This window comes from Pseudomonas sp. Q2-TVG4-2 (genome assembly GCF_013620795.1).
In the GTDB taxonomy this organism is placed as follows: domain Bacteria; phylum Pseudomonadota; class Gammaproteobacteria; order Pseudomonadales; family Pseudomonadaceae; genus Stutzerimonas.
Genome location: NZ_LGLW01000001.1, coordinates 83,618 through 108,637, shown reverse-complemented (window position 1 = coordinate 108,637; position 25,020 = coordinate 83,618). Strand labels below are relative to the sequence as shown.

Here is a 25,020-nt window from a genome sequence, read left to right as displayed (position 1 = left end):
GCTTGCGCTGACCCGATAACAAAGAACCCGCACCCGATGATAATGCTGTTCACTTAAACGGTAACGGCTCGCGGCGCGCTTCTGATTTTGGGGCGCGCCGTATCCCGCATTCGCCGCGAGGGCGCGCCTCCCACAGGGCTGGTGTGAATCTGCTGCTTTCGTGGGAGGCCCGACCTCGGGGCGAACTTGCTTAAGTGAACAGCGTTGCGCACCCAATGGCGCGGGTTCTTTGTTTAGACACAACCGGTTTTCGGACTTAGTGGCTGCGCTCCCAGACTCAGCGGTGTGGCTTTGTAGGAGCCAGCTTGCTGGCGATCCGGGACTACGCGGTGTGGCGAAAAGCCAATAGTCCGCCTGCGCCTTGCCTGAGAAGGCTCAGCTGCGGCTGGATTCCAGCATGGTTTCCGGCCGCACCCACTGATCGAACTCCTCGTCCGTCAGATAGCCGAGTTCCAGCGCGGCTTCACGCAGAGTGCGGCCTTCGGCATAGGCCTTCTTGGCAATTTCCGCGGCCTTGTCGTAGCCGATGTGCGGATTCAGCGCGGTCACCAGCATCAAACCACGCTCCAGGTGCTCCGCCATGCGCGCGGCATCCGGCTCCATCCCAACAATGCAATGGGTGTTGAAGTTGCGGCAGCCATCGGCCAACAGGCGAATGGATTCGAGCATGTTGTGCACGATCACCGGCTTGAACACGTTAAGTTGCAAATGTCCCTGACTGGCGGCAAAGCCGACCGTCACGTCGTTGCCCATCACCTGGCAGGCGAGCATCGACAGCGCCTCGCACTGGGTCGGGTTGACCTTGCCCGGCATGATCGAGCTGCCTGGTTCGTTGGCTGGCAGGCGGACTTCGGCAAACCCCCCGCGTGGTCCCGAGCCCAGTAGCCGCAGGTCGTTGGCGATTTTCATCAGCGCCGTGGCCAGGGCTTTCAGCGCGCCGGAGAGGGCGACTAGCGGCTCATGCCCGGACAGCGCGGCGAACTTGTTCGGAGCCGAGACAAACGGCAGACCAGACAGCGCCGCCAGCTCCGCTGCGATCGCTTCGGCAAATCCGTGCGGTGCGTTGAGCCCGGTACCCACTGCCGTACCGCCCTGAGCCAGTTCGAATACTGCAGGCAGCGCGTGACGGATCGCTTCTTCGGCGATGTCCAGCTGGGCGACGAAGGCCGACAACTCCTGGCCGAAGGTCACCGGAGTCGCGTCCATCATGTGCGTGCGACCGGTCTTGACCAGCTGTCCGTGGCGCGCCGCCTGCTCGGCGATGCCGCCGGACAGCTCGGCGATGGCCGGCAGCAAATCGTTATGGACGGCGCGGGCGATGGCGATGTGCATGGCCGTCGGGAAGCAATCGTTGGAACTTTGGGCGCGGTTGACATGATCGTTAGGATGCACCGGGCTCTTGCCGCCGCGGGTGCCGCCGGCCAGCTCGTTGGCGCGACCGGCGATCACCTCGTTGACGTTCATATTGGTTTGGGTGCCGCTACCGGTCTGCCAGACCACCAGCGGGAACTGATCATCGTGCTGGCCATGAAGGATTTCATCGGCTGCCTGCTCGATCAGGCGCGCAATGTCGGGCGGCAAGTCACCGATACGGTCGTTGACGCGGGCTGCGGCCTTTTTGATCAGGGCCAGCGCATGGCATACGGCCAGCGGCATGCGTTGATCGCCAATGGCGAAGTTGATCAACGAGCGCTGAGTCTGCGCGCCCCAGTAAGCCTGTTCCGGCACTTCCACTGGGCCCAGACTGTCGGTTTCGGTGCGTGTCATGCCGTACTCCATCGATGAGGTCTTCCTGTTAGGTCGTCGGCTGACGACACTGGTTCAATCCGCTGCTTGGCTGTTCCTTGAGCGATTGGAACTCCGCGCGCAGAATGTGTCCATTGAGGCTCATCTATCGTTCGGCAAGGATCACCTAATGCACATTCTCAATACATTCGGTCTGTGTGGCGCGCTGTCGATGGCGCTGCTCGCTGGTCAGGCCAACGCCGACAGCGCTAGCCATGCGGCTCAGGCCGAGCGCTTTCTCGAACTGGTCAACGCCGATCGCATCGCGGTCCCGGTGTATGCCCAGGTGCAGCAGATGTTTGCCGAGCGGTTCGAGCAGACCCAGGCGCCCGAGAGCAAGCGTGGGCTGCTGGAGAGCTACCAATCGAAGGCCGACGCTGCGCTCGACAAGGCGATCGGCTGGGAGCAGGTCAAGCCCGACCTGGTGGCGCTGTACACCGAGACCTTCAGCGAACCGGAGCTCGATCAGCTGAACGAATTCTACGAATCTGAACTGGGCAAGAAGATGCTCACGCAGCTACCACAGCTCAACGCCCGCTCGGCGCAGGTGACCCAGAGTAAGCTGGAGAGCGCCGTACCGCAGGTGAACAAATTACTGGCTGAAATGACAGCCGAACTCGATACCCAGAAGAAGCCTTGAGGGAGCCTGCCAGGCATGTCCAAACTATTCTCGATCGAAAACGCACTGGAAGCCGCCTTGCAACCGGTGTTTCTGCAGGTGCTGGATGAAAGCCACATGCACAGCCGTGGCCAAGAAACCCACTACAAGGCGGTGATTGTCAGCGAGCAATTCGCCGGGCTCAATGCCGTCAAGCGTCATCAGAAGGCCTACGCCGCCATGGGCGAGCTGATGCAGCAGATACATGCCCTCGCGCTACACACCTATACCCCCGAAGAATGGGCCGAGCAGGGCGCCGCGCCCGATTCCCCGGTCTGCGCGGGCGGCCATAAGTAAGCCGCCAGCTGGCGCTTGAAGCATGGCGCTCGTTTATTGATAGAATGCGCGCCGCGCCGGCTCACGCCGGCGTTGCCGTTTTCGCATTCCCGGTCCGCCCTTTACGTGGGTGACCACTGGAGAAATTACCCGCATGACCCAGAACATCGTCGTCGCGGCGCTGTACAAGTTCGTCTCCCTGCCGGACTACGTTGCGTTGCGCGAGCCCCTGCTCGAAATCCTCAACGCCAACGGCATCAAGGGCACTCTGTTGCTCGCCGAAGAAGGCATCAATGGCACGGTATCCGGCAGCCGAGAGGGCATCGACGCCTTGCTCGCCTGGTTTGGCACCGATATGCGCCTGGCCGACATCGACCACAAGGAATCCTACTGCGACGAGCAGCCGTTCTATCGCACCAAGGTCAAGCTGAAGAAGGAAATCGTTACCCTGGGCGTGCCGGGCGTCGACCCCAATCAGCGTGTCGGCACCTACGTCGAACCGCAGGACTGGAACGCGCTGATCGATGACCCCGAGGTGCTGTTGATCGACACCCGCAACGATTATGAAGTGGCTATCGGCACCTTCGAAGGGGCGGCCGATCCGCAGACCAAGTCGTTCCGTGAGTTTCCCGAGTACATCAAGGCGCACTACGACCCGGCCAAGCACAAGAAGGTCGCCATGTTCTGTACGGGCGGCATCCGCTGCGAGAAGGCTTCCAGTTACATGCTGGGTGAAGGGTTCGAGGAGGTTTATCACCTCAAGGGCGGCATCCTCAAATACCTCGAAGCAGTCCCGCAGGAGGAGACGCGCTGGCGTGGCGATTGTTTCGTTTTCGACAACCGGGTGACCGTGCGCCACGACCTCAGCGAAGGCGACTTCGACCAGTGTCATGCCTGCCGTACACCGATCTCGCTGGAGGACCGGCAATCGGAGCACTACGCTCCAGGTATCAGCTGCCCGCATTGCTGGAACACCCTCAGCGAGAAGACTCGTACCAGCGCCCGCGAGCGGCAGAAGCAGATCGAACTGGCGCTCAAGCGCAACCAGCCGCACCCGATCGGTCATAACTACCGCAAGCAGGGCGCGTAGCTGAGGCCGCTTGCCAAATGAAGGTGCGCAGTTTGCGCTCCACTCGATAACCGGAGCCCCAATGCGTACCCGACTGATCTATGTGATGGACCCGATGTGCTCATGGTGCTGGGGTTTTGCACCAGTGGTACAAGCTTTGATTGCTCGAGCGCAGACTCAGGGTGTGGGTGCCGATCTGGTGGTCGGCGGTCTGCGGCAGGAGCGCATCGCCATGGATCAGGCCGGCCGCGAACGCACCGCTTCCTATTGGCGAGCGGTGCATGACGCGAGCGCTCAGCCGTTCAACTTCGATGCCGGATTGCCGGAAGGCCTGGTCTACGACACCGAGCCCGCCTGCCGTGCACTGGTGGCGGCGCGCAGTCTGGATGCGCAAGCGGGCTGGACCCTCGCCGGCCTGATCCAGCGTGCCTTCTATGTCGAAGCGCGTAACGTCACCTTGCCGCCGGAACTGCTCGATCTCGCCGAAAGGGCCGGTCTACCCCGTGCGGATTTCGCCGACCGTTTCGATTCGCAGGCCATCCGCGACGCCACCACCGCGGATTTCGACTGGACGCGCAATCTGGGCATCGCCGGCTTTCCGACCTTGCTCGCGGAGCATAATGGCCAGCTTGCCCTGTTGACCAACGGCTATCAACCTCTCGAAGCGCTCTCGCCTTTGCTGAACCGCTGGCTGGAACACAATGTCAGTGCCTGATCAGCTCAGCTGGGCGGAGATCCGTCGCCTCGCGCTGCATCATCGCAAGGCGCTGGTCCTTGCCAATCTTGTGGCCGTGCTGGCGACCCTCTGCAGCGTGCCGATCCCCTTGTTGCTGCCTCTGCTGGTCGATGAGGTGCTGCTGGGGCAGGGCGACACCGCGCTGCAGGTCATGGATCGCTTCCTGGCTGCGGAGTGGCAGACGGCGTTCGGCTACATCGCGTTGATGCTCTGCGTGACGCTGCTGCTCCGGGCATCCGCGCTGGTCTTCAACGTATTGCAAGCGCGCCTGTTCGCCAGGCTGTCGAAGGACTTGGTCTATCGCATCCGCGTACGCCTGATCGAACGCCTTAAACGCATCGCGCTGAGCGAGTATGAAAGCCTTGGCGGTGGAACGGTCGCCGCGCATCTGGTCACCGATCTGGAGACCATCGACAAGTTCATCGGCGAAACCCTCAGCCGGCTGCTGGTGGCGGTGCTGTCGATAGCCGGTACGGCCGCAATCCTGGTCTGGATGCACTGGCAGCTGGCGTTGCTGATTCTGTTGTTCAACCCGCTGGTGATCTACGCCACGGTACAGTTGGGCAAGCGCGTCAAACATCTGAAGAAACTGGAGAATGACAGCACCTCGCTGTTTACTCAGGCGCTCACCGAAACCCTGGATGCCATTCAGGAAGTCCGTGCCGGCAACCGCCAAGGCTTTTTTCTCGGCCGCCTTGGTCTGCGCGCGCGTGAGGTACGCGACTATGCGGTGGCGTCGCAATGGAAGACCGACGCCTCCAACCGCGCCAGCGGTCTGCTGTTCCAGTTCGGAATCGACATCTTTCGTGCCGCGGCGATGCTTACTGTGTTGTTCTCCGATCTGTCGATCGGCCAGATGCTCGCGGTGTTCAGCTACCTGTGGTTCATGATCGGGCCGGTTGAGCAGCTGCTCAACCTGCAATACGCCTTCTATGCTGCGGGCGGCGCGCTCAGTCGCATCAATCAACTGCTGGCCCGCGCCGATGAGCCCCAGTATGCCGGGGGACAGGACCCGTTCGCGGGGCGAGACACCGTCGATATCGAAGTCCGTGGGTTGTGTTTTGCCTATCAGGACGAGCCGGTACTCGAAGGCTTGGATTTGTCGATTGGGGCGGGGGAGAAGGTTGCTATCGTCGGCGCCAGCGGTGGCGGCAAAAGCACCCTGGTGCAGCTGCTGCTGGGTTTGTATCAGCCGCAGGCGGGGCAGATACGCTTCGCCGGAATCGATATACAGAACATCGGCCTGGGTACGGTTCGCGACAATGTCGCGGTAGTTCTGCAGCATCCGGCGCTGTTCAACGACACGGTGCGCGCCAACCTCCTGATGGGGCGTGAACGCGATGACCAAACCTGCTGGCGGGCGCTAGAGATCGCGCAACTGGCCGATACCATTCGTCAGCTGCCGGCGGGGCTCGATAGTATCGTTGGCCGTTCCGGGGTGCGCCTGTCGGGTGGTCAACGGCAGCGCTTGGCAGTGGCTCGGATGGTTCTGGCGGAACCCAAAGTGGTGATTCTCGACGAGGCGACCTCCGCCCTGGATGCCGCCACCGAGTATGCGCTGCACCAAGGCCTGAACCGCTTTCTGCAAGGGCGCACCACGCTGATCATCGCCCACCGCTTATCGGCCGTGAAGCAGGCTGACCGGGTCCTGGTATTCGACGGCGGGCGCATCGCCGAGCAGGGTGACCATCAACAGCTGATCGCCGACGGCGGGCTCTACGCCAAGCTATACGGGCACCTGCAGCAGCATTGACCAGAGTTTCCCGGCGCAGCCTTCGAGTTTGTCCAATCGTGCGGACGAGTCGCTGGCGATTGGCTATCATGGTCCGCGTGAATCGTTCAGTTTTTCGCACTCAACTTTGGCCGACACCGGCCGACTCCATGACGTGCGCTTAATTTCTAGGAATTTTTTCTGATGCAGTCTGCCGATATATTCGCCAACCTTTCCGTGGGCAAAAAGCTGCTGCTTGGCTTTGCCATGGTGTTGTTGCTGACCCTGGGCGTCGCCGGTACCGGCTTCTTCGCTGTGGACTCGATCGTGACTCGCTCATCTCAGACGAATCAGCTGGCGGCCATCAACGCCGCGATTCTCGATGCGCGGGGTCAGGAGCGTGACTATGCCCTGACCCGCAGCGACGCGTCCGCTTCAGCGTTGCGCGCCACGCTAGACCAGCTCAACCAGGAACTGGACGACCTCTCCGAGATTTCCAACGCGCAGGAGCAGGCGCTGCTGCAGCAGATTCGCAGCGACGCAGCGGACTACGCCAGGCAGTTCACCGACTATGGTGTGCTGATCGGCAAGGGCGTAGAGCTGCGCGGGCGTATGGCCGATGCGGCGCAAAAGAGTCGTGAGGAGTTTGAATACATCGAACTGGACATGTACGACGCGGTGCGCGTGTTGCGCCTGGAAGGCGATCATCTCAAGGGCAGTGATCCGCTGACCATTGCCGAAGCAGCCTCCGGCTTGACCAAGCGCATCCTCGATTTGCGCACGTTCGAAAACATCTTCCTAGGGGACAACTCCCAAGAGGCTGTCGATAGCTGGAAAGAAGTCTATAGCGACCTGACCACCATCGGCACCAGCCTCAAGACCTGGCTCAACGACGAGCAAAAAGCCACGATGGATGGTGCCCTTGATGCCCTGGCCACCTATGAGCAGGCGTTTGCCGAGTTCCGTCGTAACCGCGCGGAGCGGATTGCGTTGGAGGGCGCGATGATCGCCCAGGCACAGCGGGTCCTGGATACCGCCAACCAGGCGCTGGCGTCTGCCAACGAAGCGATGCAGGCCCAGCGCAGCAGTGCCTACTTGCTGCTCACCGTTATCACCGGCCTGGCGGTGATCCTTGGGCTGGCGGCGGCTACCGTCATTTCTCGCATGATCGTCGTGCCGCTGCGCTACACCGTGCAGTTGGCGCAGCGGGTTGCCGACGGTGATCTGACTCAATCGGAGGCGGTTACGCGCCGCGATGAACTGGGTCAGTTGCAGCAGGCCATGTATGGCATGACCGATAGCCTGCGCACCTTGATCGGTCGCATCAGCGGCAGCGTAGGGCAAATCGCCGCTGCGGCGGAGCAACTGTCCGCCGTCACTGCGCAGACCAGTGTTGGTGTGCAGAAGCAGCGAGAGGAAACCGATCAGGTCGCCACCGCAATGCATGAAATGGCCGCGACTGTGCAGGAAGTCGCGCAGAACGCCGAACAGGCATCGCTGGCCGCGCGCCAGGCTGACCAGCAGGCCCGCCAAGGCGATCTGGTGGTCAAGGAAGCCATCGGCCAGATCGACAGCCTGTCCGGCGAAGTCGAGCACTCGGCCCATGCCATCGAAGAGCTGAATACCGAGAGCGGGCGCATCGGAAGCGTCTTGGAAGTAATTCGCGCGGTTGCCGAGCAGACCAACCTGCTGGCGCTGAACGCCGCGATCGAGGCCGCACGAGCAGGCGAACAAGGCCGCGGTTTTGCCGTGGTGGCCGATGAAGTTCGCGCGCTGGCACGCCGCACACATGATTCCACCGAAGAAATCGAAGGCCTGATCGGCAACCTTCAACGGGTCGCGCAGAAGGCCGTCGAGCAGATGCAAACCAGCCGTGACCTGACCCAACGTACGGTGGATCTGGCCGGCGAAGCTGGTATTGCGCTTGGACGCATCACCGAATCGGTATCCACTATCGAGCAGATGAACCAGCAGATCGCCGCGGCGGCCGAGGAGCAGAGTGCCGTCGCTGAAAACATTTCGGAGAGCGTGACCCGAGTGCGCGACATCGGCGAGCAAAGTGCCAGCGGTAGCGAGCAGACGGCTGGCGCCAGCGCCGAGCTGGCTCGCCTCGGTGTCGAGCTGCAGGGACTGGTTGCCCGATTCCGCACCTGACGCCATTGTGTGAGATCCAAAAGCCCTGGCCAGCGCCGGGGCTTTTGCGTTTGAGGGCTGAACTCCCCCAGACCGCGCCAATCTAGAACAAGAACGCGGCCATCGCCATGCGTCTGGGAGTGCCTCAATTGCATCCGCTGCTGAGTGCAGCCCCTGCCGTCGAGTCGGGGGATCATCGTCCATGAAAACCACAGTGTTCGTCGCCGGAGAATCCCGTCTGCGGCGGGCAATTACCGGTCCGGCTCTGTTTCTCTTCATCCTCGGCGATGTGCTGGGCGCAGGCGTCTATGCCCTCGTCGGCAAGATGGCCGGAGAGGCAGGCGGCGCGGTTTGGGTGCCGCTGCTGGTCGCCCTGGGTTTCGCCATGCTCACCGCAGCATCCTATGCCGAGCTCGTCACCAAGTACCCGAAGGCGGGTGGTGCGGCGGTCTTTGCCGAGCGCGCGTTCGGCATGCCGCTGGTGTCGTTCCTGGTCGGTTTCTGCATGCTGGCTGCGGGCGTTACCAGTGCAGCCGGGTTGTCGTTGGCATTCGCTGGCGATTATCTCGGTGCATTTCTCGACACACCGGCGGTGCCAACCGCGTTGGTGTTCCTGACGGTGATCGGCTTGCTCAACGCACGTGGTATCAGAGAGTCGCTGGGTGCCAATGGGGTGATGACGGTAATCGAAGTGTCGGGCCTGTTGGTCGTGGTGATACTGGCCGTCGCATTCATCCTGGACGGGCAGGGCGAGCCGTCTCGGGTGCTGCAATTCACCCCGGGCGTCTCTCCAGCCGTCGCGGTGCTCGGTGCGGCGCTGATCGCCTTTTATTCGTTCGTTGGCTTCGAGGTGTCAGCCAACGTGGCGGAGGAGGTCAAGGACGTTCGGCGCAACTATCCGCGCGCGCTGTTCGGAGCGCTGCTGGTGGCAGGGCTGGTTTATGTGGGGGTCGGGATCGCCGCCACCGCGGTGCTGCCCCCCGATGTGCTTTCTGAGTCTTCTGCACCGCTGCTGGATGTGGTGCGAGCCACTGGTTATGCCGTGCCGGATTGGCTGTTCGCTGCGGTAGCGCTGGTCGCCGTTGCCAACGGCGCGCTGCTGACCATGATCATGTCCAGTCGTCTTGCCTATGGCATGGCCGATGAGGGGCTGCTGCCTTCCATCCTGACTCGCGTATTGGCGGGGCGGCGCACACCCTGGCTGGCAATCGTGCTAACGACCTTGCTGGCCATGATTCTCACCGTGACCGGTACGCTGACGGCGCTCGCAGAGACTGTGGTGCTGTTGTTGCTGTTCGTCTTCATGAGCACCAACGTAGCGGTCTTGGTGCTGCGCAAGGACAAGATCGCCGAGCCGCATTTTCGGACACCGACGGCTCTGCCGATACTGGCGATCGGCTCCTGTCTGCTCTTGCTTTCCCAGCAGAGCGGCGGCACTTGGCTGCGTGCCGCTTTGCTGATGGCATTGGGCGCTGTGTGTTACGCGCTAGGCCGTTGGCAGAAGCGTCGTCGGGCTAGCGCCCATTGAGATCAGCCGCCCACTCGGCGAGCGGCAGGTCTGGCTGCTGCTGCCAGATCCGGTGCCAGATCTGCTTCAGGCGATCCGCATCGCCGCGTTCGGCAGGCAATCGCTCGACATAGGGAATCAGTCGCCAGCCATCCCCGTTGCGCTCAGCCAGTGCAAATCGAAAGGGATGGAAGCCGGTCATGCCGAGCCTCAGGTCGGTGACCAGGATTTGATCATCGATCTCGTCGTAGCGTAATACACCGCCGGTGAACCACCGCAGGCGGGCATGCTGGGGTGACTCGGTGAGCAGGGCGGCGAGCCGCTCCCCTCGAGCGATGCGCACCAACTGCGGAGGACTGTCGTCGAGCCAGCTGACCAAGGCTTCGTAGTAGACGTCTCCATCCACGAGAATGACGCGCCACAAGAGGCTATTGAATGGCGTTGGCGTGCTGAATACCTGTGCACCTTCGATGCCATGGCTGGCTATGGCAGCCTCCACTCGATGCTCGGCCATCTGCTTGCCGGTCAGCGTGAAACCCAGATACAGAGACGACAGGATCAACGCCAGGGCGGGCCCGCGGGCATCGCGTCCTTGCAGGCCGAATATCGCCCCGGCGAGCACTGCCAGCAGCAAGGGCACGCTATACATCGGATCGATGATAAAAACGCTGGACCAGGCCACCGGCGGCGTGGTCAGCGGCCAGAACAGCTGAGTGCCGTAGCTCGTAAAGGCATCCAGCAACACATGCGTGACAAGCACCAGCCAGATTGTGAGAAATAGCCGCATGCCCGAATAGTTCGGGTCGGGCCGCACTTTTCGCGCGAGCCAGGCCAGCGCGACGGCCAGCAGGCTGAGCACCAGCAGCGAGTGACTGAAGCCACGGTGATAGGTCATATCGGCGACCGCGTCGCCGTAGTCGATCACCACATCGAGATCGGGCAAGGTACCCAATACCGCGCCGTAAAGCAGCGCCTTGCGGCCTTGCCAGCGGCCCAGCAGAGAGGCTTGAACAGTGGCGCCGAGAAGAGCCTGGGTAATCGAATCCATGAATGCTTCCGTTGTCGCGGGAGGGCTACATTAGCTGAAGCGGCAGGCCGGTAAACAATCGAAATTCATATAAAACGTGTCCGTGCCATTCAGGTCATGGACAATGTCGCGTCGACGAAAGATCACGAAGGGTCCGATGCTGGAAATATCAAACAGCGTGCAGCTAGCCGACAGCGAGATCGAACTGACCGCCATTCGCGCTCAGGGCGCTGGTGGGCAGAACGTCAACAAGGTATCCAGCGCATTGCATCTGCGTTTCGATATCAACGCGTCCTCTTTGTCGCTCTTCTACAAGGAGCGCCTGCTGGCGCTGCGTGACAGCCGCATCACCAGCGACGGCATCATCGTGATCAAGGCACAGCAGTACCGTACCCAGGAGCAGAACCGCGCCGATGCCCTGGAGCGGCTGGCCGAATTGATTCGCAGCGTGACGAAGGTCGAAAAGGCGCGGCGCCCGACGCGGCCGACGCTGGGCTCAAAAAAGCGCCGCCTCGAGGGCAAGAGCAAGCGGGGCGCGATCAAGGCCGGGCGCGGTAAGGTGGATTTCTAGCCAATTGCATGGCGTGAGTGGCCAGGCCGCGCTGCGGCTTTATGGCCACTGGGAAGTGCTGCCGCCCTGTTGCGGGGTTAATAAAAGCGTTTCAATGGGTGCCTGTACGGTGCTCGGCGATTGTCTCGTCGAGCAGGTCCTCTTCCAGGGCCGAATCGGTGGCGTGCGTCTCCGTGGTTTCGCTTTCCGGCGTGTCCGGCATAAGCTCCAGCACGGTGTGGCTGGTGCGCAGCATCGGCGTGAAGTGACCATGCGGCTCGGTAACCAGATCGAACACCCGGCGTGCGCGAAAGTAGGAATAGATCGCCAGGAACGCCAGGGTCACGGCGAAGAACACCGGCAGGGCCTTGGGTCCGAAAAAGCTCATCAGGCCGCCAGCGACCACCGGGCCGAAGGCAGCGCCGAAGCCGTTGGCCAGCAGCAGACCGCTGGAGCCGGAGAGGATTTCGTCCGGGTGCAGCTGGTCCACCATCTGCGCTACGGCAATGGAATAGATAGAAAAGGCCAGGCCGCCCCATAGGAACATCATCCCCAGCAGTAACGGGCCGGATGTCAGCGGGGTGATCAGGCCGCCAAGGATCGCAGCGATCGCCACCACCCAGAGCATCACCAGGCGGCGGTCATGCTTGTCGGAGAACAGTCCGATCGGCCACTGCAGAACGGCGCCACCCAGAATGGTAATGCTCATCAGCAGGCCCACGCCGGACGCATCGAAGCCACTCTGTGACGCGTAGACCGGCGCCAGCCCCCAGAAGCCGCCCAACGTCAGGCCCGAGACGCCGGCAGCCATCAAGGGGAGCGGGGCGATGCGTGCCAGTTGCAGCAGGTCGGTGGCCGGCATGTCGGGTTGCGCCGGCTGAGCCTGACGGGTCAGGGTAATCGGCATCAGAGCGGCACTTATGAGGATGGCTGCCAGGGCAAACAGGGTGAAATTCATTGGGCTGTCGAGGCTCAGCAATTGCTGAGCGGCTGCCAGTGAGCCGAGGTTGACGGCCATGTACAACGCAAACACCTGACCGCGCTTTTCGCCACTGACCTGGGCGTTGAGCCAGCTCTCGATGACCATATAGAGCGTGACCAGGGCCACGCCGTACATCAGGCGCAGAACCAGCCAAACCCAAGGATTGACGATCAATACGTGCAGCAGCACGACCACCGAGGCCAGGGCTGCGTAGAACGCAAAGGTACGGATGTGGCCGATGCGGCGGATCAGCGAAGGCGCGAGCCAGGTGCCGACCAGAAAGCCGGCGAAGTATCCCGACATCAGCAGACCGATCATTCCGGTGGAGTAGCCCTCGGCAATGCCGCGGAGCGTCAGCAACGTGTTCAGCAGTCCGTGGCCGAGCAGTAGGAATGCAACGCCGCCCAGCAGTGAGCTGATGGGGGCTAGTAAGGACGTCATCGGCAAACAACCCTAAGCAAGTAAATCCGTGATAGCAGGCTGCCCTTCCACGGGCCGCCTGCCGTTATAACCTGTAAGTACCTGAAATACCGTTAATAAATGATCGTAGACGGGTTCGGTGCATGCAGCTTGGGCAGCATTTTTGTCCGAGGATTCAAAACGAAGCGCATTTTCCAGCGAAGCACTCGCAGCCGCTTGCCTTCGTCCGCTAAGGCTTGCAGCCTGACGGCCACAGCGGATCAAGGCTGGCCGGTTCGTATCCGAAGCTTGGCTCAAATTTTCAGGTTTGTCCTGGCAGAAGCGTTGCGATTAGCACCCGAACGCTGCCGGGCAAGGCGTCCAGGTCGCGAATCAGAATGCTGCGTTCGCGCACCGCCCAAGGCTCGTCCAGTTCGACCAGCGCCAGTTGCATGGTGCGGCTGTGCCGGCGTGCCGCTGACTCTGGAATGATGCCGATGCCGACACCGGCCTCGATCATCCGGCACACGGCTTCGAAACTGGACAGCTGGATTCGCAGTGAAAGGGCGCCGCCTAGCTTTTCGACCTGATCGCGAAGAAAGGTCAATAGCGTGCTGCCTTCATGCAGACCAATATGCTGATAGCTCAGGGTCTGGCGCAGCGTCACTCGCTTTTCTGCCGACAACGGATGGCCGAGTGGTACGGCCAGCAGCAGACGGTCGGTGCTGAAATGCAGGATCTGCAGCCCTTCGGCCTGCACCGGTCCGGCAATGATGCCCATGTCTGTGCTGCCATCCAACACGCCCCGAACGATGTCACGGCTCAGACGCTCCTGTAGATCCACAGTCACGCCGGGGCGTTGCGCGAGAAAGCCCGCCAGTATCTCGGGAAGAAATTCCGTCACCGCCGTCGTGTTGGCGAAGATGCGGATATGGCCGGTCGAGTCGGTGCTGTATTCGGTGAATTCGCTTTTGAGGTATTCCACCTGACGCATGATCAGCCGCGCATGCTGCAGCAGCTTCTGTCCGGCCGGCGTCAGCTCGACACCCCGGCTGTCACGATAAAGCAGACGGCTCTCGAGCTGCCCCTCCAGCGCCTTGATGCGCGTGCTGGCCGCCGCCGGCGATAGATGCGCACGGCGCGCGCCCTGGGTCAGGCTGGGCGATTCAGCGATATGGATGAAGAGGCGAAGATCGGCCAGATCGAAGTGCATACCAGACGCTCGAAAGAGGAGAAACGGCGTTCAGCATAGCCGAACGCTGGTGTCAGTAAATGCAAATTCTCGGAACGCGTCATGCGTTGCATGCTACGGCCAAACAAGACAGCCGGAGCCCGAGATGACTGACGTAACTGCCTGGATAGGCCGCACCGAGGAGGTCCATGACCAGCTCAGCCGCAATCTGCTGATGCGAGTTGCCGCGACACTGGGCGAAGCGACCCCGGCCCACGGTGAGGGGCTACCGCCGTTGTGGCAGTGGTGTTTCTTCCAGGAGCCGATTGCCGAAAGCGGTCTGGGTGAAGACGGCCATCCGGCACGGGGTGGATTCCTGCCACCGGCGGACGACCGCAATCGCATGTGGGCCGGAGGGCGTGTCGAGTTCTTCGAGCCGCTCACGGCGGGCGCCGAAGCCACACGCGTTTCAACCATCAAACAGGTCGAAGAAAAACTCGGCCGAACCGGCGCGCTGCTGTTCGTCACCGTGCAACACGACTATATGCAGGACGGTCGACTGGCGATCCGCGAGGAGCAGGACATCGTCTACCGCGAGCCGAGCCCTCCGAAGTCCAGCAGCGGCGAACCTATGGTCGCCGGCCATTGGCGCGAGGCGGTGACGCCGTCCCCGACGCTGCTGTTCCGCTACTCCGCGGTCACCTTCAATGGACATCGAATCCACTACGACTGGCCCTACGTTACGGAGACCGAAGGCTACCCGGGGCTCGTCGTGCATGGCCCATTGATCGCCACGCTGAACCTGCGCGCGTTCTGCCGCGCCCATCCAGAGGCACGTCTCAAGCGCTTTGCATATCGCGGCCTGCGGCCCCTGATCGCGCCACAGCCTTTCGAGGTGGGCGGGCGCATCGTTGCGCCGGGCGAGGCCGAGCTATGGGCCGGAGACCACAACGGTCTGGCACAGAAAGCGGAAGTGCAATTCGAGTGACCGTGCCGGTGTCGGCTGGATCACGCTTCATCGATCCGCCGGCTGCGCCTTGCGGTGCATGTGAAAAGCGACAGCACGAGTCCCGGTCCACCCGGCGCATGCGGCACTAACGAAAAGAATCGAGGAACCGAGATGAATCCGAACAAGATCGAAGAGCTGAACGCCATCCGTGAAGGTGTCCGCGGCCTCTGCGCCGAATTTCCCGCCGAATACTGGCGCAAGATCGACGAAGAGAAGGGCTTCCCGGAAGCCTTCGTTACGGCGCTGACCCAGGCCGGCTGGCTGTCGGCGATGATCCCGGAAGAATACGGTGGCTCGGGGCTCGGTCTGGCGGAGGCCTCGGTAATCCTTGAGGAAGTGAACCGTTGCGGTGGCAACTCAGGCACCGTGCACGGGCAGATGTACAACATGTTCACCCTGCTCAGAAACGGCAGCGACGAGCAGAAGCGCTTTTACCTGCCGAAGCTCGCCAGCGGCGAACTGCGCCTGCAGTCAATGGGCGTTACCGAGCCGACCACCGGCACCGATACCACCAAGATCAAGACCACTGCGGTCAGGCAGGGCGACAAGTACGTGATCAACGGTCAGAAAGTGTGGATCTCGCGCATCCAGCATTCCGACCTGATGATCCTGCTGGCACGTACCACGCCGCTGGCCGAGGTGAAAAAGAAGTCCGAGGGCATGTCCATCTTCCTCGTCGACCTGCGCGAAGCCATCGGCAACGGCCTGACTGTCCAGCCGATCGCCAACATGGTTAACCACGAGACCAACGAACTGTTCTTCGACAACCTGGAAATTCCAGCCACCAGCCTGATCGGCGAAGAGGGCAAGGGCTTCCGCTACATCCTTGACGGGCTCAATGCCGAGCGCACGCTGATCGCCGCCGAATGCATCGGTGACGGCCGCTGGTTTATCGAAAAGTCGGCCGCCTACGCCCGCGATCGGGTGGTCTTTGGCCGGCCGATCGGGCAGAACCAGGGCGTCCAGTTCCCCATCGCCGAAGCGCACATCGAGATCGAGGCCGCCGACCTGATGCGTTGGCGCGCCTGCGAGGAATACGACAGTGGTCGCAACGCCGGGGCTGCGGCCAACATGGCCAAGTATCTGGCGGCAAAAGCGTCCTGGGAGGCAGCCAACGCCTGCCTGCAGACTCACGGTGGCTTCGGCTTCGCCAACGAATACGACGTCGAGCGCAAGTTCCGCGAGACCCGGCTGTATCAGGTGGCGCCCATCTCCACCAATTTGATCCTGTCTTATGTGGCCGAACACCTACTCGAACTGCCGCGCTCGTTCTGATGGCTCACGTAGGCGTTTGATCCGTGGAAAACGCTTCGCGGTTTTTCACCTTACCGGCCCACAAATCCACCTGCCATCCGTAGGGTGGGCTTCAGCCCACCCTACGCGGGCAAAACGTCAACGGAGGAGCGATGTCATGCAGATCAGCCACCTCGACCACCTCGTCCTGACCGTTCGCGATCTCGCGGCTACCGAGGATTTCTACTGTCGTGTGCTTGGCATGCTGGCGGTGAGCTTCGGTGAAGGGCGCAAGGCGTTGGTCTTCGGTCAGCAGAAGATCAACCTGCACCAGGCCGGTCGCGAGTTCGAGCCTAAGGCTGAACGGCCAACGCCGGGTTCGGCGGATCTCTGCTTCATTGTCGCCACGCCGCTGGACGAGGTCGTCGCGCATCTCGAGCGCTTAGGCGTGGCGATTATTGAGGGACCGGTGCAGCGCACCGGCGCGACTGGCCCGATCCGCTCGGTGTACGTCCGCGATCCCGATTTCAATCTCATCGAACTTTCCAATCCATTGGCCAACTCGCTGGAGGCCGCGTCATGAGTCAACACACCCAGGCGCTCACCGAATTCCTCGCAGGGCTGCGTTACGAGCAGATCCCCGATGCGGTGCTGGCGCGCACCGAAGACCTCTTTCTTGACTGGCTCGGCTCGGCGCTGGCCAGCGCGGGTTCCCATCCAATCCCATTGTTCGAGCACTATGCCGCCCGGATGGGCCCGGCTGATGGCCCGGCACGGATCTTCGTCAATCGTACCGGCAGCTCGGCCTATTTTGCCGCACTGGTGAACGGCGCGAGTTCTCACCTGGTCGAGCAGGATGACCTGCACAACAGCTCGGTGTTGCACCCAGCAACGGTGGTGTTCCCTGCCGCGCTGGCTGCCGCGCAGGATCTCGGCAAAACCGGTCGCGAACTGCTGCTGGCGTCGGTCGCCGGCTACGAGGCGGGTATCCGTATCGGGGAGTTCTTTGGTCGCTCGCACTACCGCATCTTTCATACCACCGCCACGGTCGGCACCCTTGCTGCGGCGGTGGCGGTGGGCAAGTTGCTGGATTTCGATCAGCAACAGTTCACCCATTTGCTGGGCAGTGCCGGCACTCAGGCTGCGGGGCTCTGGGAGTTTCTCCGCGACGCCGCCGACTCCAAACAGCTGCACACGGCCAAGGCCGCCGCTGATGGGCTGCTGGCGGCCTACCTGACGGCGGATGGCCTGACCGGCGCGCAGAACATTCTTGAAGGCGAGCAGGGAATGGCCGCCGGTATGTCCAGCGATGCCGACCCGAGCCGACTATCAGACCGTCTCGGCACGCGCTGGGCACTGGCGGAAACCTCATTTAAGTATCACGCGTCGTGCCGCCATACGCACCCGGCGGCCGATGCGCTGTTGGAACTGATGCAGCGTGAAGGGCTGTGCGCCGATGATATTTCCAGCGTCATCACCCGTGTGCATCAGGGCGCGATCGACGTGCTCGGCCGGGTAACGGTGCCGCAAAGCGTGCACCAGGCGAAGTTTTCCATGGGTACGGTGCTCGGGCTGATCGCCGTGCATGGCAAAGCCGGGCTGCCCGAATTTCACACCCTCGCCATGACCGACCCGGCCGTTGCGGCGTTCCGCGACAAGGTCTCGATGGTGCTCGATCCCGAGGTCGACGGTGCCTACCCGGCGCGCTGGCTCGGCCGCGTGACCGTAAAGACTAGCGATGGTCGGACCTTGAGCGCCGCCATCGACGAACCCAAGGGCGATCCGGGCAACACGCTGAGCCGTCCCGAACTGGAAGACAAATTCCGGCGTCTGGTGCAGTTTTCCGGCGCGCGCAGCATGGACGAGGCGGGCGTGCTGATCGACAGGGTCTGGCGGCTGCGGGACACCAATGATTTGAGCGTCCTGGCATGAAATACAGGCTGAAGCGGAGCGCCGCCCGGCCCACCCTACAGCTCTGCGCGAGATCGAGGACCTTTGTGCCTGGCCGTACGCGAGGCGTACGGGGAAACACAACCTGTAGGAGCGAGCTTGCTCGCGAAGCGTGACTGATGTTCGCGAGAACGCTCGCTCCCACAACGAAGAGCCATGCGCATGCAACCACGCAGGGCTGAACCGAGATTTCAGGAAACAGACATGACCGACACTACAGCCAAACCCCGTCCACTCGATGGCATCACCGTGGTCAGCCTCGAGCACGCCATCGCTGCGCCGTTCTGCACGCGTCAACTGGCGGACCTGGGCGCTAGGGTGATCAAGATCGAGCGCCCTGGTTCCGGTGATTTCGCCCGTGGCTATGACGAGCGTGTCGATGGCTTGGCCTCGCACTTCGTCTGGACCAACCGCTCGAAAGAGAGTCTGACCCTCGACGTGAAGCAGGAAGCCGCCGATGGCGTGCTCGAGCAACTGCTGGCAAAGGCCGACGTGCTGGTGCAGAACCTCGCGCCGGGCGCTGCGGCGCGAATGGGGCTGTCATTCGAGGCGCTGCACGAGCGCTTCCCACGGTTGATTGTCTGCGACATTTCCGGCTACGGCGAAGGCGGCCCCTACGAACAGAAGAAGGCCTACGACCTGCTGATCCAGAGCGAGGGGGGATTTCTCTCCGTCACGGGTGGTCCGGGTGAGACCGAGATGGCCAAGGCCGGTTGTTCCATCGCCGACATCGCCGCCGGCATGTATGCCTATACCGGGGTGCTTTCGGCATTGATGCTGCGTGACAAGACGGGCGAGGGTAGCCGCGTCGACGTGTCCATGCTGGAAAGCCTGGTGGAGTGGATGGGCTACCCGCTGTACTACGCCTACGAGAATGCGCCGCCACCACCGCGTGCGGGTGCTGCGCACGCCACCATCTACCCCTACGGACCGTTTCCCGCCGGCGATGGCGGTACCGTGATGCTTGGCTTGCAGAACGAACGCGAGTGGCGGATGTTCTGCGACAAGGTGCTGCTGCAACCTGGGTTGGCGGATGACGAGCGCTTTTCCGCCAATTTCAAGCGGTCGGAGAACCGCGAGGTACTGCGCGCCATCATCGTCGAAACCTTCTCGACGCTCACCGCTGAACAGCTGATTGAGCGCCTCGAGGCAGCATCCATTGCCAACGCTCACGTCAACGATATGGCCGGTGTCTGGGCTCATCCACAGCTCAAGGCTCGCCAACGCTGGAGCGAAGTGGACAGCCCATCCGGGCGACTGCCCGCATTGCTGCCGCCGGGGCGTAACGCCGCGTTTACGCCGCGTATGGACCCTATCCCCGCGCTCGGCCAACACACCGATGCGCTGTTGACGGAACTGGGCTATGGGCCGGACGACATACAGCGCCTGCACGAGCAGGGTGCGGTGTGACAGGCCCTCGGAGCAACAGCCGGTCAGAGCCGGTCCGCAGCAGCGGTGGTTCACCTTGCCGTTCGATCGCGAGCAAGCTCGCTCCTACAAAAAAGCGCGCAGTGCGGCGGGTTGAAAGCGAAACATATCGCTGCCGCCAAGTGGTAGCCGGCCGGCGCGCCAACCTCACGAGATTGCCATGACCTCAAGCATTGTCCGCACCGCACTGTTCGTTCCTGCCACTCGCCCAGATCGAATCCCCAAGGCCCTGGCGTCTGGTGCCGATGCGGTGATCGTCGATCTCGAGGATGCCGTTGCGGAAAACCTGAAGGCTGCGGCGCGAAACCATCTGGACGCCTTTCTTGCTGCCGATCCGTCTGCGCGTGTACTGGTGCGCATCAACGCGGCGGGACATGCACAGCAGGCCGAAGATCTGAAGGTTTGCGCGGCCCATTCCGGCGTGACCGGCGTGCTCTTGCCCAAGGTCGAAAGCGCCACCCAGGTGGCGGACGCAGCAGCCTGTGGCAAGCCGGTCTGGCCGATCATCGAAAGCGCCCGCGGGCTGGCTGTGCTGGCTGAAATCGCCGCTGCCGCAGGCGTCGAGCGGCTGTCCTTCGGCGCGTTGGATCTGGGGCTGGACCTGGGGCTCGCCAGCGGCACGCCGGGTGCCGAACGCATCCTCGATCAGGCGCGCTATACGCTATTGCTGCAGTCGCGCCTGAGGCGACTGGCGCCGCCGCTCGACAGCGTGTTTCCCGATATCAAGAACCTGCACGGTCTCACCCAGTTCGTAACCGACGCCCGCGATATGGGCTTCGGCGGGATTCTTTGCATTCACCCCAGCCAGGTGGCTGTGGTGCACGAAACGCTGATGCCCAGCGCCGATGAACTGGTCTGGGCGCAACGCGTCCTCGCGGCCGGTGCGTCCGGTGACGGGGTCTTCGTGGTGGATGGACAGATGGTCGATGCCCCGGTGCTCGGCCGTGCCCGCCGCCTGCTACAACGCGCCGGGCAAGCGGTCCCCTGACCACTTCGCCCGGAATATGTACCAACCGACAAAAACAAAAGGGGTACTACCCATGTTGCGAATCAGCCTCAAAGCGCTCGCCTGTGCGCTCTCTCTCTCCGTTGCCGGCCTGGTCCAGGCGGAGCCCATCATCATCAAGTTTGCCCATGTGGTGGCGGACAACACGCCTAAGGGTCAGGGCGCTCTGTTATTCAAGAAGCTCGCCGAAGAGCGCCTGCCGGACAAGGTTCAGGTAGAGGTCTATCCGAACTCTTCGCTGTTCGGCGACGGCAAGGAGATGGAGGCGCTGCTGCTCGGCGATGTGCACATGCTGGCGCCGTCCTTGGCCAAGTTCGAGCACTACGCGAAGGCTATCCAGATCTACGACCTGCCGTTCCTGTTCGATGACCTGGCTGCGGCGGATCGCTTCCAGAGCAGCCCCGAGGGCAAGGCGCTGCTGACCTCGATGGAAGACAAGAACATCACCGGCCTGGCCTATTGGCACAACGGCACCAAACAGATGTCGGCGAACAAGGCGCTACGTGAACCCAGCGATGCGCGCGGGCTAAAGTTTCGGGTTCAGGCGTCTCGGGTGCTGGAGGAGCAATTCAAGATCGTTCGCGCCAACCCTCGCAAAATGAGCTTCGCCGAGGTCTATCAGGGTCTGCAGACCGGTGTGGTCAACGGCACGGAGAATACCTGGTCGAACTATGAGAGCCAGAAGGTGCACGAAGTGCAGAAGTACATCACCCAGTCCGATCACGGCCTGATCGATTACATGGTCATCACCAACACCAAGTTCTGGCGCGGGCTGCCAGACGATGTGCGCAGCGAGCTGGCGCAGATCATGGACGAGGTGACGATCGAGGTGAACCGCCAGGCCGACGAGCTCAACCAAAAGGCGAAGCGCACTATTGCCGAGTCAGGCAAGAGCGAGATCATCGAGCTGACCTCGGCGCAGCGTGCCCAATGGCGCGAGGCAATGCGGCCGGTGTGGAAGAAGTTCGAAGATGAGATCGGCGTGGATCTGATCAAAGCTGCCGAGGCAGCCAACCAACTGTAAAGTCAGAAGGCGAGCCGAGCGCATTGGGTTGCGGCGGCTCTGCTTCAGCCGGTAAGAACCGGCGCCCAGCCGTTCCGCTCGGTAGAGCGCCCAAGCCCCCGTAAGACGGCGACCTGGGGGAGGGGCTTAGTGCCGAGGGCTCTGTTCCGGCATGCTCAGCAGCTGCTTTTCCATGTTCCAGTCGAAGGGCTCTTCATTCTGCTCGGCTTCATAGCGGCGTTCCTCCAGTTGCTGGAAGATTTCGATCTCTTCGTCCGGCATGAAGTGCAAGCAATCACCACCGAAGTACCACAGCAGATCTCGCGGGACCAGATGGGCAATCTGCGGGTAGCGGTGGAAGACCTGGCAGATCATGTCCTGGCCCATGTGCCGTTCTTCAGGCACGTTCCGCAGGTTCATGATCAGCTCGTCGAAGCGCTCGAGGAACAGGGCATGGCTCTCTTCCGATATCTGTTCGGATTCACCCATGGCAAGCAGAATGCCGCGCAGATGGGCCAAAAGCGCCAGGTTGTGATCGTGATAGGGATTGGCCATGGTTCACCTGTGTCGGTTTGGGCGCGGGATTATAAGGTGCCGCGCGGATTAATTGGGCGTGTCTAGTTGACTCGACAGCTGAGCCTGGGTTCGGCGCAGATGATGGATTGACGCTGCTGCGAGGCGTCTGCCGCGCGGTCTGAATGTCGCTGCGAAGGGCGGAGCCGGGGAGGCTTGGCTCCCCGGCCGATGGTGGCATCGCGGCCGGTTCGTGGCCGTGCGGCAGCCGCCTGACGATGACCTAGCGGATTTTACCGGGGCTCGGCTCTAACTGTTCCTTAGAAAAATCATCGACGCTGATGACCTTGCGCCGTGCCGCCTCTGCTGCGGTCAGCTGTTGCGCCTCTTGCGCGTCGAGAACGCCGGCGGCCAAAGCCGCACTGATGAGATCTTCGCCAGCGGTCGGTTTGAAATCGCCGTTCTTGAGCGCTTTATGCAGCTTCTTATGCAGCGGTTGCGCAGCGGCCAGTGTGTCGAAGGCGTCTCGCAGATCCGCAAAGGCCTCGTTGCTGCCGAACGGGCGGTAAACGCCTTCCAGGATCTGCTCCAGCGCCGGATCGCCTTCCGGGCGGCCGAGGATGGCAGCCACTTCGGCATCCAGCGCATCGGATGGCCCCTTGTGCCGCGCGCCGAACGGGAATATCAGCATCTGCAGCACGCTACCAAGCAAGCGGTTAGGGAAGTTGCTCAAGGTGCCGGCCAGTGCCTCCTCGGCTTTGCACAGGCAATCCTCCAGCGCCCAGCGCAGCAGCGGCGCCTGCTCGGCTGGGTGGCCAAGGTCGTGATAGCGCTTGAGCGCGGCGGATGCCAGATACAGGTGGCTGAGCACATCGCCAAGCCGTGCCGACAGGCGCTCGCGGCGCTTGAGTTCGCCGCCCAGCAGCATCATGGACAGGTCGGCGAGCATGGCGAACGCCGCGGCGATCCGGTCCAGCGCGCGGAAGTACGGACGGGTCAGCTCGGTCCCCGGCGCCTTGCCAAACAGGCCGAAGGTCAGCCCGAGCACCAGCGTGCTGGCCGTGTTGCTGACGGCGAAGCCGATGTGTTGCATCAGGAGTTCGTCGAATTTCTTCACCGCAGCGTCGCGGTCGGGCTCGTGGACCAGCTCCATTTCGCGCAATACGAAGGGATGGCAGCGGATCGCGCCTTGACCGAAGATCATCAGGTTGCGCGAAAGAATGTTCGCGCCTTCGACGGTGATGGAAATCGGTGCCGACAACCATAGGCGGCCCAGGTAATTATTCGGCCCCATAATGATGCCCTTGCCGCCGTGAATATCCATGGCGTCGGTGACGCATTCACGGCCGCGTTCGGTCAGGTGGTATTTGAGGACGGCCGAGAGCACCGAGGGCTTCTCGCCCAGGTCGACCGCATTGGCCGTCAGGATTCGCGCGCTATCCATCAACCAGGCGTTGCCGCCGATGCGGGCAAGGGGCTCCTGAATGCCTTCGAACGCCGCCAGCGGCACGTTGAATTGCTCACGGATCTGCGCATAGCGGCCACAGACATAGCTGCACGTCTTGGCGGCGCTGACGCCGGTTGCCGGCAGCGAGATGGAGCGACCGACGGATAGGCAGTTCATCAGCATCATCCAGCCCTTGCCGATCATGTCGCGCCCGCCGATGATCGCGTCCAGCGGGACGAATACGTCCTTGCCCCAGTTAGGCCCATTCATGAATGCCGCGCCCAGGGGCAGATGGCGACGGCCGATCTCGACGCCAGCGGTTTCGGTCGGAATCAGGGCGAGGCTGATGCCGAGCTCCTCTTCGTCACCGAGAAGATGCGCTGGATCGTATGTCTTGAAGGCGACACCTAGGAGGGTAGCGACCGGGCCCAGGGTGATGTAGCGCTTTTCCCAGTTCAGGCGCAGGCCGAGGACTTCCTTACCCTGCCATTGCCCTTTGCAGATCACGCCACTGTCGTTCATCGCACCGGCGTCGGAGCCAGCGTATGGGCCGGTCAGGGCAAAGCAGGGGATGTCCGTGCCATTGGCCAGGCGCGGCAAGTAATGGTTGCGTTGTTCCTCGGTGCCGTAGTGCATCAGCAACTCGGCTGGGCCGAGCGAGTTGGGCACCATCACCGTGCTGGCAAGATCGCCGCTGCGCGTGGCGAGTTTCATGACAATCTGGGAATGCGCGTAGGCTGAGAAGCCTTTACCGCCATATTCCTTGGGGATGATCAGGGCGAAAAAGCCTTCGGCCTTGATGTAATCCCAAGCCTCTTGAGGGAGATCCAGTCGCTGGCCGATGTCCCAGTCGCTGACCATGGCGCACAGCGCTTCGGTGGGGCCGTCGACGAATGCCTGCTCTTCCTCGGTGAGCGTCGCCTTGGGGTAGCCGAGGAGGGTGTCCCAGTTCGGTCGGCCACTGAACAGCTCGCCGTCCCACCAGACACTGCCGGCGTCGATCGCATCGCGTTCGGTGTCGGAAATGGGCGGCAGGACCTTCTTGAACCAGTCGAACATCGGTCCGCTGAGGTACTTGATGCGCAGGTCGGCCACCAGCAGGGGCGCCGCGACGGCGATGAGCATGAGCCAGAGGATGACCATCAGCCAGGCCGGAGTTTCATCGGCCGCCCCCATAAGCACCAGATACGCCGCAACCATGGCCAGCGCGGGTACGGGAGATACACGTAGATGCGCGATCACGGCGATGCCGATCAGTAACGCGAGCAGCCAGAGCAGGGTCATGCGATTTTCCTTGTTGAGCGAATGGCGACCTACGTGAGCATAGGCTTTTGAGATGAGCGGTGAAGGGACGGATCGACGCTGTTGGTTTCAAATAATGACCGGAGCGTGCAGGACGAGTTCTGGTATGACACACGCAGCCGCAG

21 protein-coding genes and 1 pseudogene are annotated in these 25,020 nt (G+C 62.3%); 16 read left to right on the top strand and 6 right to left on the bottom strand.

The features are described 5' to 3' along the window. Positions 1 to 375 precede the first annotated feature (375 nt). Positions 376 to 1,767, bottom strand: a complete 1,392-nt coding sequence (locus H3028_RS00490) for a class II fumarate hydratase (RefSeq protein ID WP_181295128.1) — start codon at positions 1,765 to 1,767, stop codon at positions 376 to 378. Positions 1,768 to 1,957: 190 nt separating this feature from the next. Here H3028_RS00490 and H3028_RS00485 point away from each other — a divergent pair, with 190 nt between their 5' ends. From H3028_RS00485 to H3028_RS00455, 8 genes and pseudogenes are all read left to right on the top strand, one after another. Next, a complete protein-coding gene (locus H3028_RS00485) occupies positions 1,958 to 2,425 on the top strand; it encodes a DUF2059 domain-containing protein (RefSeq protein WP_241729996.1) in 468 nt (155 codons plus the stop codon). 15 nt (positions 2,426 to 2,440) lie between these two features. Further along, positions 2,441 to 2,740 carry a BolA family transcriptional regulator gene (locus H3028_RS00480; protein WP_168424699.1) on the top strand — a complete coding sequence of 100 codons (300 nt, stop codon included), beginning with the start codon at positions 2,441 to 2,443 and terminating at the stop codon, positions 2,738 to 2,740. A 133-nt stretch (positions 2,741 to 2,873) separates the two neighbouring features. Beyond that, positions 2,874 to 3,809: a rhodanese-related sulfurtransferase gene (locus tag H3028_RS00475; protein WP_181295127.1), complete on the top strand. Its 936-nt coding sequence runs from the start codon at positions 2,874 to 2,876 to the stop codon at positions 3,807 to 3,809. Positions 3,810 to 3,870: 61 nt separating this feature from the next. Beyond that, on the top strand, positions 3,871 to 4,503 hold the full coding sequence (locus tag H3028_RS00470; protein WP_181295126.1) for a DsbA family protein: 633 nt from the start codon (positions 3,871 to 3,873) through the stop codon (positions 4,501 to 4,503). Then, a complete protein-coding gene (locus H3028_RS00465) occupies positions 4,490 to 6,277 on the top strand; it encodes an ABC transporter ATP-binding protein (protein ID WP_181295125.1) in 1,788 nt (595 codons plus the stop codon). Before H3028_RS00470 ends, H3028_RS00465 begins: the two co-directional genes overlap by 14 nt. A 162-nt stretch (positions 6,278 to 6,439) precedes the next feature. Beyond that, positions 6,440 to 7,531: pseudogene (locus H3028_RS21505) on the top strand (HAMP domain-containing protein); the annotation flags it as partial. Then, positions 7,517 to 8,389, top strand: a complete 873-nt coding sequence (locus tag H3028_RS21500) for a methyl-accepting chemotaxis protein (protein WP_375154389.1) — start codon at positions 7,517 to 7,519, stop codon at positions 8,387 to 8,389. The pseudogene H3028_RS21505 and the gene H3028_RS21500, both read left to right, overlap by 15 nt. A 181-nt stretch (positions 8,390 to 8,570) precedes the next feature. After that, on the top strand, positions 8,571 to 9,896 hold the full coding sequence (locus H3028_RS00455) for an APC family permease (RefSeq protein WP_181295123.1): 1,326 nt from the start codon (positions 8,571 to 8,573) through the stop codon (positions 9,894 to 9,896). Here H3028_RS00455 and H3028_RS00450 read toward each other — a convergent pair. Then, positions 9,883 to 10,923 (bottom strand): metal-dependent hydrolase, encoded by a 1,041-nt coding sequence (locus H3028_RS00450; protein ID WP_181295122.1) that lies wholly within the window; start codon positions 10,921 to 10,923, stop codon positions 9,883 to 9,885. The two genes, H3028_RS00455 and H3028_RS00450, sit on opposite strands and share 14 nt — an antisense overlap. A gap of 136 nt (positions 10,924 to 11,059) precedes the next feature. Between H3028_RS00450 and arfB the strand changes: the two genes are divergently transcribed. After that, positions 11,060 to 11,473, top strand: coding sequence for an alternative ribosome rescue aminoacyl-tRNA hydrolase ArfB (gene arfB, locus H3028_RS00445; protein WP_181295121.1), 414 nt, complete (start codon positions 11,060 to 11,062; stop codon positions 11,471 to 11,473). A gap of 91 nt (positions 11,474 to 11,564) precedes the next feature. Here arfB and H3028_RS00440 read toward each other — a convergent pair whose 3' ends face one another. Both H3028_RS00440 and H3028_RS00435 read right to left on the bottom strand, forming a co-directional pair. After that, complete coding sequence (locus H3028_RS00440) at positions 11,565 to 12,875, bottom strand: MFS transporter (RefSeq protein WP_181295120.1); 1,311 nt, start codon at positions 12,873 to 12,875, stop codon at positions 11,565 to 11,567. A 280-nt stretch (positions 12,876 to 13,155) separates the two neighbouring features. Further along, positions 13,156 to 14,046 carry a LysR family transcriptional regulator gene (locus H3028_RS00435; RefSeq protein WP_181295119.1) on the bottom strand — a complete coding sequence of 297 codons (891 nt, stop codon included), beginning with the start codon at positions 14,044 to 14,046 and terminating at the stop codon, positions 13,156 to 13,158. A gap of 124 nt (positions 14,047 to 14,170) precedes the next feature. On the opposite strand from H3028_RS00435, the gene H3028_RS00430 reads away from it, so the two are divergent. The 7 genes from H3028_RS00430 (at position 14,171) to H3028_RS00400 (ending at position 21,654) form a co-directional block, all read left to right on the top strand. Further along, positions 14,171 to 14,992 (top strand): MaoC family dehydratase N-terminal domain-containing protein, encoded by an 822-nt coding sequence (locus tag H3028_RS00430; protein ID WP_181295118.1) that lies wholly within the window; start codon positions 14,171 to 14,173, stop codon positions 14,990 to 14,992. A gap of 132 nt (positions 14,993 to 15,124) precedes the next feature. Beyond that, positions 15,125 to 16,288: an acyl-CoA dehydrogenase family protein gene (locus H3028_RS00425; protein WP_181295117.1), complete on the top strand. Its 1,164-nt coding sequence runs from the start codon at positions 15,125 to 15,127 to the stop codon at positions 16,286 to 16,288. A 136-nt stretch (positions 16,289 to 16,424) separates the two neighbouring features. Next, positions 16,425 to 16,829: a VOC family protein gene (locus tag H3028_RS00420; RefSeq protein WP_181295116.1), complete on the top strand. Its 405-nt coding sequence runs from the start codon at positions 16,425 to 16,427 to the stop codon at positions 16,827 to 16,829. Beyond that, a complete protein-coding gene (locus H3028_RS00415; protein ID WP_181295115.1) occupies positions 16,826 to 18,178 on the top strand; it encodes an MmgE/PrpD family protein in 1,353 nt (450 codons plus the stop codon). The genes H3028_RS00420 and H3028_RS00415 overlap by 4 nt, the downstream gene beginning before the upstream one ends. Positions 18,179 to 18,400: 222 nt before the next feature. After that, on the top strand, positions 18,401 to 19,606 hold the full coding sequence (locus H3028_RS00410; RefSeq protein WP_181295114.1) for a CaiB/BaiF CoA-transferase family protein: 1,206 nt from the start codon (positions 18,401 to 18,403) through the stop codon (positions 19,604 to 19,606). Between the two features lie 178 nt (positions 19,607 to 19,784). Next, positions 19,785 to 20,612, top strand: coding sequence for a CoA ester lyase (locus tag H3028_RS00405; RefSeq protein ID WP_181295113.1), 828 nt, complete (start codon positions 19,785 to 19,787; stop codon positions 20,610 to 20,612). A 52-nt stretch (positions 20,613 to 20,664) separates the two neighbouring features. Next, complete coding sequence (locus tag H3028_RS00400; RefSeq protein ID WP_181295112.1) at positions 20,665 to 21,654, top strand: TRAP transporter substrate-binding protein; 990 nt, start codon at positions 20,665 to 20,667, stop codon at positions 21,652 to 21,654. Positions 21,655 to 21,780: 126 nt separating this feature from the next. Here the strand turns inward: H3028_RS00400 and H3028_RS00395 are convergent, their stop codons facing one another. Further along, positions 21,781 to 22,188: a PA2817 family protein gene (locus H3028_RS00395; RefSeq protein WP_181295111.1), complete on the bottom strand. Its 408-nt coding sequence runs from the start codon at positions 22,186 to 22,188 to the stop codon at positions 21,781 to 21,783. A gap of 241 nt (positions 22,189 to 22,429) precedes the next feature. Beyond that, positions 22,430 to 24,877 carry an acyl-CoA dehydrogenase gene (locus tag H3028_RS00390; protein WP_181295110.1) on the bottom strand — a complete coding sequence of 816 codons (2,448 nt, stop codon included), beginning with the start codon at positions 24,875 to 24,877 and terminating at the stop codon, positions 22,430 to 22,432. Positions 24,878 to 25,020: the final 143 nt, after the last annotated feature.